11 protein-coding genes and 1 pseudogene are annotated in these 12,603 nt (G+C 70.2%); 6 read left to right on the top strand and 6 right to left on the bottom strand.

Going from position 1 to position 12,603, the window contains the following annotated elements; translation table 11 throughout:
• Window positions 1-47 precede the first annotated feature (47 nt).
• Both OG266_RS09730 and OG266_RS09725 read right to left on the bottom strand, forming a co-directional pair.
• A pseudogene (locus OG266_RS09730) lies at window positions 48-835 on the bottom strand (PIG-L deacetylase family protein).
• A gap of 79 nt (window positions 836-914) precedes the next feature.
• The gene (locus tag OG266_RS09725) at window positions 915-1,295 is read right to left on the bottom strand and encodes a helix-turn-helix domain-containing protein (RefSeq protein ID WP_266473924.1); all 381 of its coding nucleotides are present in this window, start codon (window positions 1,293-1,295) and stop codon (window positions 915-917) included.
• A gap of 127 nt (window positions 1,296-1,422) precedes the next feature.
• Here OG266_RS09725 and OG266_RS09720 point away from each other — a divergent pair, with 127 nt between their 5' ends.
• Entirely contained in the window at window positions 1,423-1,830 is a 408-nt protein-coding gene (locus OG266_RS09720; RefSeq protein ID WP_371544639.1) for a RidA family protein, read from the top strand.
• A gap of 38 nt (window positions 1,831-1,868) precedes the next feature.
• Here the strand turns inward: OG266_RS09720 and OG266_RS09715 are convergent, their stop codons facing one another.
• Window positions 1,869-2,564: a tetratricopeptide repeat protein gene (locus OG266_RS09715; RefSeq protein WP_371544636.1), complete on the bottom strand. Its 696-nt coding sequence runs from the start codon at window positions 2,562-2,564 to the stop codon at window positions 1,869-1,871.
• Between the two features lie 358 nt (window positions 2,565-2,922).
• On the opposite strand from OG266_RS09715, the gene OG266_RS09710 reads away from it, so the two are divergent.
• A complete protein-coding gene (locus OG266_RS09710; protein ID WP_266473920.1) occupies window positions 2,923-4,332 on the top strand; it encodes an RICIN domain-containing protein in 1,410 nt (469 codons plus the stop codon).
• A gap of 7 nt (window positions 4,333-4,339) precedes the next feature.
• On the opposite strand, the gene OG266_RS09705 is transcribed toward OG266_RS09710, so the two are convergent.
• Window positions 4,340-6,004: a rhamnogalacturonan lyase B N-terminal domain-containing protein gene (locus OG266_RS09705; protein ID WP_371544633.1), complete on the bottom strand. Its 1,665-nt coding sequence runs from the start codon at window positions 6,002-6,004 to the stop codon at window positions 4,340-4,342.
• 190 nt (window positions 6,005-6,194) lie between these two features.
• Between OG266_RS09705 and OG266_RS09700 the strand changes: the two genes are divergently transcribed.
• Both OG266_RS09700 and OG266_RS09695 read left to right on the top strand, forming a co-directional pair.
• Window positions 6,195-7,244, top strand: a complete 1,050-nt coding sequence (locus OG266_RS09700; RefSeq protein ID WP_371544630.1) for a rhamnogalacturonan acetylesterase — start codon at window positions 6,195-6,197, stop codon at window positions 7,242-7,244.
• 87 nt (window positions 7,245-7,331) lie between these two features.
• Window positions 7,332-9,062, top strand: coding sequence for a DUF2264 domain-containing protein (locus tag OG266_RS09695; protein WP_371544628.1), 1,731 nt, complete (start codon window positions 7,332-7,334; stop codon window positions 9,060-9,062).
• Here OG266_RS09695 and OG266_RS09690 read toward each other — a convergent pair.
• Window positions 9,007-10,590: a hypothetical protein gene (locus OG266_RS09690; RefSeq protein ID WP_371544626.1), complete on the bottom strand. Its 1,584-nt coding sequence runs from the start codon at window positions 10,588-10,590 to the stop codon at window positions 9,007-9,009. The genes OG266_RS09695 and OG266_RS09690 overlap by 56 nt on opposite strands.
• A gap of 153 nt (window positions 10,591-10,743) precedes the next feature.
• On the opposite strand from OG266_RS09690, the gene OG266_RS09685 reads away from it, so the two are divergent.
• A complete protein-coding gene (locus tag OG266_RS09685) occupies window positions 10,744-11,211 on the top strand; it encodes a hypothetical protein (RefSeq protein WP_371544623.1) in 468 nt (155 codons plus the stop codon).
• Window positions 11,208-12,020 (top strand): isocitrate lyase/phosphoenolpyruvate mutase family protein, encoded by an 813-nt coding sequence (locus OG266_RS09680; RefSeq protein ID WP_371544620.1) that lies wholly within the window; start codon window positions 11,208-11,210, stop codon window positions 12,018-12,020. Before OG266_RS09685 ends, OG266_RS09680 begins: the two co-directional genes overlap by 4 nt.
• Here OG266_RS09680 and OG266_RS09675 read toward each other — a convergent pair.
• A complete protein-coding gene (locus OG266_RS09675; RefSeq protein WP_371544617.1) occupies window positions 11,995-12,588 on the bottom strand; it encodes a TetR/AcrR family transcriptional regulator in 594 nt (197 codons plus the stop codon). The genes OG266_RS09680 and OG266_RS09675 overlap by 26 nt on opposite strands.
• Window positions 12,589-12,603: the final 15 nt, after the last annotated feature.

Genomic DNA, 12,603 nt, shown 5'->3' with positions numbered 1-12,603 from the left:
AGCATGAGCCCGGCGCCACAGCCTGAACCCAGCGCCACAGCCTGAACTCAGGGGAGCAGTTCCGAACACCCGCGTGCGGGAATCCCGGTGCCCTTGCGCTGCCGCCACGGTGCCGGGTCGTGGCGGATGTACCACTCGGTGGAGAGCAGCCGTGCCCGGTCGGACGCGGGAGGCCGGCGATCAGCCCCGGCGCGGCTCCCCGCTCCACCTCGGTGCGGTGGGCCAGTACCGCCGCGACCTTCTGATCCAGCCAGGGGCCGACATCGACGGTCGCGGTGACCCACTCGTCCGGAACGCTGTGCATCGACTTGCCCGCAGGGGCCAGGTGTCCGCCCCACACCCGCAGGGCCGAGTGCGGGTGCGTGGCCAGGTACAGGGCGCTCGGCTGCCAGGGCTCACCGGCGTCCGGGTAGACCCGCTCAAGTCCGGCCGCCTGCACGGCGAGCATGGTCACCCGGTGCGTGTGCACATGGTCCGAGTGACCGGTCAGCCCACCGTAGGCGTCATGGGTGACCACGATCTCCGGGCGGAACTCCCGTATATACGCGACCAGTTCGCGCACGCTTTCGTCGAGCGGCGCATCGCGGAACCGCGTCCTGCCGGGGGCCGACCGCGGTACGCGTGCGTCGGCGTAGCCGAGCAACCGCGGCTCGCCGGCCCGAAGGATCCGCAGCGCCTCGGCCAGCTCCGCGGCGCGTGGGGTGTCCGCGGCCCAGGTCGCCGTGACGACCGCGGTGCGAGCGCCCGCGGCGGCGTGACGGGCGAGCACTCCGCCCGCCGACAGCGACTCGTCGTCCGGGTGGGCGAAAACCGCGAGCAGGCTCGGCGCAGCCATGGACGTCACCCTTCCGGATTCCGGAGCGGGAAGCTCGGCCGCTCCACTTCCGGAGCGGGAAGCTCGGCCGCTGCGCCCGTCAGGCGTCGAAGCGGCGGCGGGATGCCTCGATGTGGCCGAGGTACTGGTGGGTCCAGCCGCACATTGCGTCGACCGTCGCTCGCAGGCCCCGGCCCGGCTCGGTGAGGGTGTACTCGACCCGCGGCGGCACGGTGGGGTGCACGCACCGGTCGACCAGGCCGTAGCGCTCCAGCATGCGCAGGTTCTGGGTGAGCATCTTGTGGCTGATGCCCTCCACCTCGTTCCGCAGCTCGCTGAAGCGCAGGGTGCGCTCGCCCAGCGCCTCGATGATCAGCAACGCCCACTTGTTGGCGACATCGGAGAAGATCTCCCGCGCCAGAGAGTCCGCTCGCCTCAGGTCCGCCTCGTCGCGCGAGCCGCTGAGCTGCTTGGTCACCATGAGGTTCCCCAGTCACTGAAAAGTGCGTTCTTCCATGTCAGAGCACACTCTCCTACGGTTCCTGAGTATCCACAAGAGAGCACGAGTCCTGGCACGACCGGGCTCACGCAATGAGGAGGCAGGCGATATGGCCATCACCCTGGTGAACCCCGACGGACTTCCGGTAGTCGATGTCATGAGTCAGGTGTCGATCGCGACCGGGACAAAGATGATCTTCATTGCCGGGCAGGTCTCATGGGACGCCGACGGGGTCACGATCGGCGAAGGCGACCTCGCCGCACAGGTCGAACGGAGTTACCTCAACGCCGGCACCGCCCTGGCCGCGGTCGGCGCCTCCTTCGACGATGTGGTGAAACTGACCGTCTACGTCGTCGACTGGACCGCCGACAAGATGCCCCTCTTCCTGGAGGGCGTCTCGCGCGCGGCCGCGAAGCTGGGGGTCACACCGAAGTCGCCGGGCTCGCTCATCGGCGTGGCGACACTGGACATCCCTGACCACCTGGTCGAGATCGAGGTCACCGCGATCCTCGACTGAACATCCGCCCGCCCCGCCGCCGGGTCGAGAGCGGCGGATCAGCCGCCCCGTACATGGCTCAGCAGTTCCTGAACGTGCCGTGCCGCGGGGTGCTCGGGCCCGAGGTGAAGTTGGCCGGCGCTCAGCGCCTGCGCGAACAACTCCGCGCTCCGCTCCCGGTCTTGGGCCCGGTGGTGGGCGTAGGCGAGATTGCTGAGGGAGAGCAGGGTGTCGGGATGGCCGGGGCCCAGGGCACGTTCGCGGTCGGTGAGGGTGCGCTCGTGGAGGGGGACCGCGCGGGCCGGGTTCCCCGTCAGCTCGTGGGCGCGGGCGAGATTGTCCCGGCACACCAGGGTGCGCAGGTCCTCGGGTCCGAGGACCCGCTCGCGGCCGGCCAGGGCGCGCAGGTAGATCGGGATCGCGCGGGCCGGGTCGCCTGCCGCCTCGTACGCGCCCGCGAGGTTGTTGTGACCGGCGAGGGTGTCGGGATGGTCGGGTCCCAGGACGCGTTCGGTGTCGGCGAGGTTCCGCTCGAACAACGGCACGGCCCGGTCGAGGAGTCCCGCCTGCTGACAGGCGCCCCCGAGATTGTTGCGGGAGCCCAGGGTGTCGGGGTGCTCGGGCCCGAGCTCGCGTTCACGCTCGGCGACCTGCTGCTCGAAGAAGGCCACCTGGTCCGTCAGTTCGTCCGCGTCCCCGGGCGATCCATCCGCGGACCGCGCGCCGTCCGTCCGCGACAGACCGATCCCCGCCATGGATCGGTCTTCCGCGGCTTGCTGTAACTGCTGCCGTAGCGCCCGCATCGTCCCGGCGCATCCCGCGCACGATTCTCCGGTCATATGGCATCCGCCCCTCGTCCGCCACCTGCTGACAGCGTAGGTATGTCACCCCCGACGAGGGCATCCCGGAACAGGCCACGCCGCCGACGCTCCGGACGAGGATCGCTCACGGGCGCGCGGACCCGTCCCGTCAGACCCGTTGACCCCGCCATGGCAACCGCTTACCTTTTCGGCGGCCGCACGTTCGTAATCACAGATTCCGTTCGATACTTCGAACGATCGGGCGAGCGGTCATCGCATGAGCCGCCCGCCCCCCTCAAGGAGTGTGTGTGAAATGAGACGTGTGTACGCGGTCCTCGTCGCCCTCTGTCTCGCGGTCGCCGCGGCCCTCGCGACCGCCGGACCGGCCGCAGCGGCACCCCAGACCATCACCAACGGCACCCAGTTCACGGACACTTCGGGCAACGCCCTGCACGCCCACGGCGGCGGAGTCATCAAGGTCGGCAGCTACTACTACTGGTTCGGCGAGCACCGCAACGCCGACAACACCTTCCAGTACGTGGACGCCTACCGCTCCACCGACCTGAAGAACTGGGAGTTCCGCAACCACGTCCTGACCCAGTCCAGCGCAAGCGAGCTGACGAGCGCCAACATCGAACGTCCGAAGGTCATGTACAACGCGTCCACCGGCAAGTTCGTGATGTGGATGCACAAGGAGAACGGCACGGACTACAGCGAGGCGCGCGCCGCCGTCGCCGTGTCGGACACCGTGGACGGCAACTACACCTGGCAGGGCAGCTTCCGCCCGCTCGACACCCACATGTCCCGCGACATCACGGTCTTCGTCGACACGGACGGCACCGGCTACATGATCTCCGCCGCCCGCGAGAACTACGACCTCCAGATCTACCGGCTCACCGCCGACTACACCGGCATCGCCGCCCTGGTCGCCGACCCCTGGCACAACGGCCACCGCGAGGCCCCGGCCCTCTTCAAGCGCAACGGCGTCTACTTCATGCTGACTTCGGGCGCCACGGGCTGGAGCCCCAACCAGCAGCAGTACGCGACGGCCACGAGCATCACAGGCCCGTGGACCGCCATGACGAACGTCGGCGACTCGACGACATACGGCTCGCAGACCGCGTACGTCCTTCCCGTGCAGGGCACTTCGGGCACCTCGTACCTCTACATGGGCGACCGCTGGGGCAACGCCTTCGGCGGCACCGTCAACGACTCCCGTTACGTATGGCTGCCGTTGACCTTCCCGACGTCCACCACGATGTCCATGACCTGGTCGCCCGAGGTCACCGTCGACACGACCGCCGGGACGGTCAGCGGGACGAGCGCCACGTACGAGACGCTGATCGCCCGGCACTCCGCCAAGTGCGCCGACGTGACAAGCCAGTCGCTGTGGCAGGGCGCCCAGATCAAGCAGTACGACTGCAACGGCGGCAACAACCAGAAGTTCTGGTTCAAGTCCCTCGGCAGCGGCTACTACCAGCTGATGGGCCGGGGCAGCTCCCTGTGCCTGACCGAGGGCGCCACCAACGTCACCCAGGAGAACTGCACCGGCGCCACCACCCAGCAGTGGACGGTCACCGCCTCGGGCGGCTACTCCACCCTCAAGTCCCGCGCGAGCGGCGAGTGCCTGGACGTGAACGGCGCGTCCACCGCCAACTCCGCCGCGCTGATCACGTACACCTGCACCGGAGGAACCAACCAGCAGTGGACGCGCGGAACCTGACTGAGAATCAGGTCAACAGGTCGAGGGCGTCGAAGGAGGTCCCCGCGCTGAGATAGGCCGTCGTTCCCGAACCGCTCACCACGTCGATCTTCAGCACGTTGTACTGGCTGGTGTCCGTGAGCCACGCACTGGCCGGAACGCTGTAGGTGAACGTGTAGTTGTTGCCCCGGTACGAACCGACCGTCAGGGAACGGGTGCTCGGCTGGGTGGGCGGTGAGGGGATGGCCGACACCCAGCTGTTGACCGTGACGCGCGGTCGCCCGTTCGCGTAAGCCGTCGTCACCCCGATCCGCAGCGTGTGGGCGGCGGCGGCCTGCGCGGCGGTCAGCTTGAAGTACACCAGCAGACCGCTGTTGACGCCCTGCCAGATGTACGCCGGGAAGGACGCGGTCTCGCTGCCGCTGCCGATCACCACGTTGCCGGTCCAGGCGGCGGCCCGGGGGTCGGACGGATGCGCGTACGTCATCAGCGCCGCGTTCTTGAACCCGCTCGGTGTGCCGTCCCAGGTGCCGATCCGCCAGATCGCGCTCGCGTTGGCGGGGTCGTTCGAGGAGGGGATCGCGATCGTGTTGAGGGTGGTCGTCGCGCCCGCCGTCACCGTCACCGAGGTGGTGTAGACGGCGAGTTCACCTTTGAAGACGGTCAGTGTGTACGTCCCCGGCAGGACCCCGGAGACCGAGAAGTATCCGTCGGACGTCCGCGCCGAACCCCAGTACTGGGCAACGGAGTTGGCGAGTCCGACCGTATACGCGTACGCCGTGTCGCGCCCCGAGATACCGACGCCCGCCACCCGGCCCCGGCCGCCGGCGGCGACGTACCCGGCGATGCCGAGCGAGTCCGCCCAGGAGGTGGTGAGGGTTCCCGGGAACAGTGCCGACGAGGGCGTACCGCCGTCCGTGAAGGCGATGACGTACGGGCCCTGGAGGCCGAAGCGCTGCGCCTCTGTCTGGTTCTCGCCGTAGTACAGGATCTCGTACAGACCGCCGCCGGCCGCGCTCTGGTGCCGCAGCAGGGAGCGGTAGAACGGGCCGCCGGAGGCCTTCTCATGGTTGGAGCGGACGACGTACAGGCCGACGCTTCCCGTCGTCCAGCCGACGTAGTTGTAGTCGATGACGCGGAGCTTCGAGTAGTGCTTCGAGCGGGTCTGGCCGTCGGACTTGGCGAACACGTCCGCCGCCTCGATGGTGGTGGGCGCGTAAGTGTAGGAATCGGGCTCGTCGTTGAGGAACAGGCCCGCCTTGACCCGCACGATGTAGCGGGTCGCCGAGACCGAGGTGTCGGCCTTGTTGGTCCACACGTAGACGTTGTTCTCGCCGCTGCGGGCCGCGTAGTAGTGCTTCAGCGTGCCGTACGTGACGGAGACGAGGATCGTCGAACCGGACTGCGTGATCGTCACGGTGGAGGTGCCGAGGCCCGACTCGACGTGCGAGTTCTTGCCGTCGTACCCCTGGTACTCGGTGCCGCGGTAGACCAGCGAGGTCAGGTCGCCGTTGGTCTTGCTGACCTTGAAGACGAGGTTGGCGCCGGTGTCGATGACGTAGTTCGAGCCGTCGTCCGTGTAGCCGAAGCTCGCGGCCTGCGCGGTGCCGGTGAGGGCCACGCCGGCAGCGGTGGCCGCGCTGCCGAGAACGAAGGTGCGGCGGCGGACCGGTCTGCGAGCGGATCCGGACATGGGGGTGCCTCCTTCGGGAGGTGTGGGGGTGCGGGTGCCTGGCAGAGTGCCAGTTGAATCGATTTCGCGAAAGGGCTTTCGCTGGCACGGAGTTGGCAGTCATGTGAAATCGAGCCGCGCACTAGAAAGCGCTTGCCCGGCGCGGTACGGTCCAGCCGCCAGGTCTTGTCGTCCTGTTGGAGGAGCCGCAATGAGACGTTTCAACATCGCCGTACTGGCGGCGGTGACGGCCGCCACCGCGCTGTCGGTGGTCACGCCGGCGCAGGCGCGTGAGGGAGGACCCTCCCTCGGCCTGGACAACTGCACCGTGACCGCCTGCCACTTCGACGTCGAGCCCGGCACGTACGACGTCCGCGTGGTCCTCGGCGGGGAGGCCGCCGCCAGTACGAGCGTCAGCGGTGAGACGCGCCGCTCCCTGCTCCCGGAGACCGCCACCGAGGCCGGCCGGCCCGTGGCCCGCAGCTTCACCGTGAACGTCCGCACCCCCGAGGGCGAGCCGACGGGCCCCGAGGGCACCCCCGGCCTCGACCTGGTGCTCGGCGGTTCGGCGCCCGCCCTGGCCGACATCCGCGTGACCCCCGCCCGACCCCACACCCGGCAGATCTTCCTGGTCGGCGACTCGACGGTCTGCGACCAGCCCGGCGACCCCTACTCGGGCTGGGGACAGCAGCTGCCGCAGTACCTCCGCAAGGGCGTCTCGGTCGCCAACTACGCTGATTCCGGGGAGAGTACGGTCACCTACCTCGCCACCCCGGCGCTCTTCCCGACCGTCCAGCCGCTGATCCACCGGCACGACCTGGTCCTCATCCAGCTGGCCCACAACGACAAGACGACCGACGAGGCGACGTACCGCGCGAACCTCGAAACCCTCGTCGCGGGCGTCCGCGCTCGCGGCGGCGAACCGGTCCTCGTCACCCCGATCGTCCGCCGCTGGTTCAACTCGGACGGCACCCTCAACAACGGCACCGCGCTGCTGGTGAACGGCCTCGGCGTCGACCACCCCGCCGTCACCCGCTCCGTCGCCGCCGCCGAGAACGTCCCGCTCATCGACCTCACGGCCAAGACCAAGGCCCTCGTCGAATCCCTGGGTGTCGAGGGCTCCAAGGCGCTCTACCTCTACAACGAGAAGCGCGACAACACGCACACCTCCGCGCACGGCGCGACGGTCTACGCGGGCCTGGTCCGCGACGAACTCGTCACCCAACGACTAGTACCGGAAGGCCTCGTGAGGGTGGGATGAGCTCCTGGGGCGTCCCGTCCGGAACCGGGGCGTCCCAGGTATCCCGCTTTCCCGCGACCGGCCCGTCTCGTGAGGGAGTCCCGCCCGATGCCAGCCCACCTGCAACCTCAGGTGCCTGAGGTTTCTGAGGTTCCTGAGGACCGCATCCTCAGCCCGTACACCGGCTACACGCGCGCCCACTGGGAGGCGGCAGCCGATTCCCTCCTCGCCGCGGTCGAGCCGTACGCCACCGAGGGCGGCGCCCTGTACCACCTCCCCGGAGAGCACACGAGCGCCTCGGGCCGGCTCTCCGACGGCCTGGAGGGCTACGCGCGCACACTCCTCCTCGCCGCCTTCCGTCAGGACGAGAAGGCCCTGGAGCGGTACGCGGACGGCCTCGCCGCCGGAACCTCCGGAATCTGGCCCCGAATTGAGGACCGCGGTCAGCCCCTCGTCGAGGCCGCGTCGATCGCCCTCGCACTGCGCCTGACCCGGCCGCTGTTGTGGGACCGCCTCGACGACGGCGTACGGCAGCGGGCCGCAGCCTGGCTCGGCGACGCCCTGACGGCCGAACCCTGGCCCTGCAACTGGGAGTTGTTCCCGGTCACGGTCGGCGGCTTCCTCCAGGAGATCGGCTACGAGCCGGACGCCTTGCGCGCCGCGATCGACCGCGGCCTGGACCGTATCGAGCAGTGGTACGTCGGCAACGGCTGGTACACCGACGGCGACGGCCGCAAGTTCGACTACTACAACGGCTGGGCGATGCACCTCTATCCGGTGCTGCACGCGTGGCTGGGCGACGACTCCCGCCTCCTTGACCTGTACGGCGGCAGGCTGTCCCGCCATCTGGAGGACTACGCCCGCCTGTTCGGGGCCGACGGTGCCCCGATGCACCAGGGCCGCTCCCTCACCTACCGCTTCGCGACCACCGCACCCCTGTGGCTCGGCGCCCTCACGGGCCGTACGCCGCTCTCCTCGGGCGAGACCCGACGCCTGGCCTCCGGCGCCCTGCGCCACTTCCTCGACCGCGGCGCCGTGGACGACCGGGGCCTCCTCACCCTCGGCTGGCACGGCCCCAACGAGGCACTCCTGCAAGCCTATTCGGGCCCCGCCTCCCCGTACTGGGCGAGCAAGGGCTTCCTCGGTCTTCTCCTCCCGCCGGACCACGAGGTATGGACGGCGCGGGAGGAACCCGGCCCCACCGACCGCGCCGACGCCGTCACCCCGGTCGCCCCGCCCAACTGGCTCCTCCAGTCGACCACTTCGGACGGCCTGGTCCGCCTCCACAACCACGGCAGCGAGGACGTCCGCTACGACCCGTACTACACCCGGCTCGCCTACTCGACGGCGACGGAGCCCTCGCCGTCGTACGACAACAGCGTGATCGTCGGCGGCGACGCGAGCCGTACGGACATCGAGCCGCTGGGCACGGGGGAGGGCTGGGCGGCGTCCCGCCACACGGTGACGGAGGGGATCCGGGTCACCAGCCTTGTGGTCGCCCGGGGCGCGGTGGAGGTGCGGGCCTATCTGGTGGTGGGGGCGGCGCCCGGGACGCCGGTACGCATCACAGGATGGGCGCCCGGCGACGGCCTGCACGCCGAAATCACCTCCGTGCACGGCCCCTTGTCCACGACCGACTCCGTGGCCACCTTGCTCGTCTCCCTCGCCCGCCTCACCGGCGAACCGGACCCCCCGCCCCTCACGGAGCTGGTGTCCGTAGAGGTGGAGGGGGCGTACGAGGTGTGCGTGACCTGGGCCTCGGGGCCGCCCGCGCGGTTCCGGTTCAGGGCTTCAGACGGGCGATCCGCAGAGTCGTCGTGGTCGGTGACGCCCCTGTGAGCGCGGTCGCGTACGACGGGGTGACCGGGGCGTAGGCCCAGGCCAGGGAGCCGTCCTTCTGGACCGCGATGTCGCCCGTGATGCGCGCGGTGACCACCTTGTCCGCGCTCTGGAACTTGCCGTTCCAGTCGATGAGGCGGAGGTGGGTGCCGGTGAACGTGCCGGTGCAGGTACCGCTTGCGCACTTGGCGTTCTTCAGGGTCTCCCAGGAGACGAGGAGGCGGTCCTTGCCGTACGGGGCTATGTGGACGTTGACGTGTTCGGTGCCGGGGGTGTTGGTGAGGTAAATGGGCTTGCCCGCGGGGGTGTTGCGGGTCTTGAGGAAGGCGACGGCCACCTGGTGGGTCGTCGTCTTCGGCTTGACCGTCCAGCCCCGGCCGCTCGCGTCTTCCGGGTTCTTGGCGGCGGAGGCGGCGCCGCGGGAGCCGAACGCGGTGGCGTACCGGCCGGTCGAGGACTTCACCAGCTCGCCGGTGCGGCCCGCGAAGGTGCCGCCGCAGTAGCCCGCCCAGCACTGCTCGCGCTGCACGGCCGGCGCGGTGTCGGGTGCGCCGATGCCCGTCGAGACGAAGAGGCCCGAGCGCCAGTCGTCGAAGCAGAGCGAGGTGAACGCCCCGGTCGGCTCGGCGTGCAGTGCGATGCCCTCGTTGTGGCTGCAGCCCCAGCCCCAACCGCCGCTCAGCTTGGCGCCCTTGGCGCTGACGTACGCGAGCTTGTCGCCGAAGTGGCCGTCGGCGAAGCCGCCCGCGCCGTGCACGACGAAGTACGTGCCGTACTTCGTGCCGTTCCAGGTGAGCTGACCGTCGAGGAGGGGCGCGGTGTCGTGCGAGGCGGTGCCCGTGAGCTTGGTGGCGAAGGTCTGCTTGCCGTTCGTGTAGCGGACGAGCGCCGCCGCCGTCTCCTTCCATTTGTTCGTGTCGGCGACACGGGTGAGGAGGGCGAAGCCGTCGTTGTGGGCGACCAGTCCGCCGACCTCCTTGGCCCCCTTGACGACCGTGTCGGCCGCGGACCGCTTGCCCGCCGCGGTGAGCGGCGTGACGTGGATGCCGTCGGAGGCGGGCCAGGCGACGCGCAGGGTGCCGTTGGGGGCGACGGCGGTCGTGGTGCGGGTCCACTCGCGGGTGTTGTTGTAACCCGCTGACAGATAAGGGAACTTGGCGCTCAGGGTCACGGCCGTGCTCGTGACGGCGAGGGTGCCTGTCGCGGCCTTGGCGGCTGCCGGGGCCTTCGCTGTCGCCGTGGGAGTGGCGGTGGCCGTGGGCGTGGGCGATGGTGACGCTGAGGCAGTGCCCGTCGCGGTGGCGGAGGCGGATGCCTCGGTGGAGCCGGTGGCGGATGCCTCGGCAGCCGTAGTGGTGCCGTCCCCGGCGCCCTCGCCGCCCAGGTCCAGGGTCGCCGCCGTCGCGTACCACGCCCCGGCCAGCAGGGTCACGGCCGCGAGCGAGGCCACGACGGGCTTGCGGGCGGAGCGGCGGCGCCGGTGCGTGGTCGTACGCCTGTCGGATGCTGCGCGTCTTGCGTTGGTCATGCGGGGTAGTTGTCACCGGCGGGCGGGAGGTTGCCGCGCTTGCTGTGCGTAAGGGTCGGCGGGCGCCGAGTGGGCGCTTGTTGTGCGCACGGTTCGGCTGCTGTGCGCACGGTTCGGCGGGCGCCGAAGTGTTCCGCCTCTAGCGTTGCCGCCATGAACGATTCCGCGCAGGAACCGCTGGAGAGTCCGGCCGAAGCCGTCGTCGCCATGGTCGACCACGTCCTCGGCCTGGCGGCCACCTGGACCGCCTGGGACGGCGAGCCCACCCATGTCGACGACCGCGTCTACACCCCGCACAAGGCGATCCGTCGCGTCGCCGACCATCTGGTGGACCACCTGGCCGAGTTGGAGGCCCGTCTCGTCGGCGAGCGGCCGCAGCCCGATCACTGGCACGCGTCCGCGAGCACGACGGTGGCGGACCTCGCGCCGTTCACGCCGGAGGACCTCGACGAGGCCCGCAGCCGTCTCACCCGCCTCGCCCGGATGTGGGCGAACCGGCTCGGCGCGCTGACCGAGGAGCAACTCGACAACTCACCGGGGGAGGGCTGGAGCTTCCGCGAACTGGCCCTGCACCTCAAGGGATCCACGTACTACGCCGATGCCGTCGGGAAGCTCGCATGACCCCTTTCTCCCCTTTCTCCCCTTTCTCCCCTTTCTCCCCTTTCTCCGCTTTCTCCGCACTCCACCACACCGACGCCCCCCTCCTGCTGCCCAACGCCTGGGACCACGCCTCCGCGACCGCCCTCGCCGCCCAGGGCTTCGCGGCGATCGGTACCACGAGCCTCGGTGTCGCCGCTGCCGCCGGTCTGCCGGACGGCTCGGCGGCAACCAGGGACGTGACGCTGCTGCTCGCACGGCAGCTCGGCCGGGGCACCTTCCTGCTGTCGGTCGACGCCGAGGACGGGTTCCACCAAGACCCTGACGAGGTGGCCGAGTTGGCGTGCGAACTGGCCGAAGCGGGCGCGGTCGGCATCAACTTGGAGGACAGGCTCGGCTCCCCGCAGCTGCACGCGGCGAAGATCTCGGCGGTCAAGGCCGCCGCGCCGGACCTGTTCGTCAACGCCCGCACCGACACGTACTGGCTCGGTGACGGCGGCCACACCGAGACGTGCCGCCGCCTGGACGCCTACCAACAGGCGGGTGCCGACGGCGTGTTCGTCCCCGGCGTGAGCGACGCGGCCCGGATCACCGACCTGGTGAAGACCCTCGACGTGCCGCTGAACATCCTCTACTCACCGCTCGGCCCCACAGTCGCCCAACTCGGCGACCTCGGCGTACGCAGGGTCAGCCTCGGCTCCCTCCTCTACCGGCGGGCGCTCGGCGCGGCCCTCGACGCCGCCGCGGACATCCGGGCCGGACGACCGCCGCGGGGCGTCACCCCGACGTACGTCGAGGTGCAGGCGCTCAGTGACGCGGATCCCCAGCCCTAGCGTCGGGCCAGTGCTCCAGCGCCACGTGCAGGACGTCCAACACCCGCTCCCAGGAGGCCTGTACGTCCCTGGGGTCGCCGAAGCCCCCGATGGCCTCCAGGTTGCAGAAACCGTGGAAGGTGCTGCGCAACAGGCGGACGGCATCGGTGAGATCGGGCTCCGGGAGGCCGTACCCGCGGAGCATGCCGTACGTGACCTCGGCGGTGCGGCGATACAGGTCGGCCTCGGCTACGGCGGACGCGGGGTCGAGCTGCGTGTGTGTGGCGCGGTACCGTCCGGGCCGCTCCAAGGCGTACTCCCGGTAGGCCCCCGCGAACGCGACCAGCGCGTCCTTGCCCGCCCGCCCGGCCACGGCGCTCGCGATCCGGTCGATCATCTCGCCGCCCGCGAGCACCGCGATCCGTTCCCGCAGGTCCTGCACGTTCCTGATGTGCGAGTACAGACTCGCGTCCTTCACCCCGAACTGCCGCGCCAGCGCGGACACGGTGACGTTCTCGAACCCGACCTCGTCGGCGAGATCGGCAGCGGCCTCCACGAGCCGGGAGACCGTGAGCCCGACACGCGCCATGGGTGACCGCCTCCG

It is taken from the genome of Streptomyces sp. NBC_00554 (assembly GCF_041431135.1).
GTDB lineage: Bacteria > Actinomycetota > Actinomycetes > Streptomycetales > Streptomycetaceae > Streptomyces.
The sequence above is the reverse complement of the archived record's forward strand: the minus strand, read 5'-3'. Positions and strand labels throughout refer to the sequence as shown.

Excerpts from the sequence above, each read along its gene's own strand:
- OG266_RS09725 (WP_266473924.1), bottom strand. The coding sequence starts at position 1,295 with ATGGTGACCAAGCAGCTCAGCGGCTCGCGCGACGAGGCGGACCTGAGG.
- OG266_RS09720 (WP_371544639.1), top strand. The coding sequence starts at position 1,423 with ATGGCCATCACCCTGGTGAACCCCGACGGACTTCCGGTAGTCGATGTC.
- OG266_RS09715 (WP_371544636.1), bottom strand. The coding sequence starts at position 2,564 with ATGGCGGGGATCGGTCTGTCGCGGACGGACGGCGCGCGGTCCGCGGAT.
- OG266_RS09710 (WP_266473920.1), top strand. The coding sequence starts at position 2,923 with ATGAGACGTGTGTACGCGGTCCTCGTCGCCCTCTGTCTCGCGGTCGCC.
- OG266_RS09705 (WP_371544633.1), bottom strand. The coding sequence starts at position 6,004 with ATGTCCGGATCCGCTCGCAGACCGGTCCGCCGCCGCACCTTCGTTCTC.
- OG266_RS09700 (WP_371544630.1), top strand. The coding sequence starts at position 6,195 with ATGAGACGTTTCAACATCGCCGTACTGGCGGCGGTGACGGCCGCCACC.
- OG266_RS09695 (WP_371544628.1), top strand. The coding sequence starts at position 7,332 with ATGCCAGCCCACCTGCAACCTCAGGTGCCTGAGGTTTCTGAGGTTCCT.
- OG266_RS09690 (WP_371544626.1), bottom strand. The coding sequence starts at position 10,590 with ATGACCAACGCAAGACGCGCAGCATCCGACAGGCGTACGACCACGCAC.
- OG266_RS09685 (WP_371544623.1), top strand. The coding sequence starts at position 10,744 with ATGAACGATTCCGCGCAGGAACCGCTGGAGAGTCCGGCCGAAGCCGTC.
- OG266_RS09680 (WP_371544620.1), top strand. The coding sequence starts at position 11,208 with ATGACCCCTTTCTCCCCTTTCTCCCCTTTCTCCCCTTTCTCCCCTTTC.
- OG266_RS09675 (WP_371544617.1), bottom strand. The coding sequence starts at position 12,588 with ATGGCGCGTGTCGGGCTCACGGTCTCCCGGCTCGTGGAGGCCGCTGCC.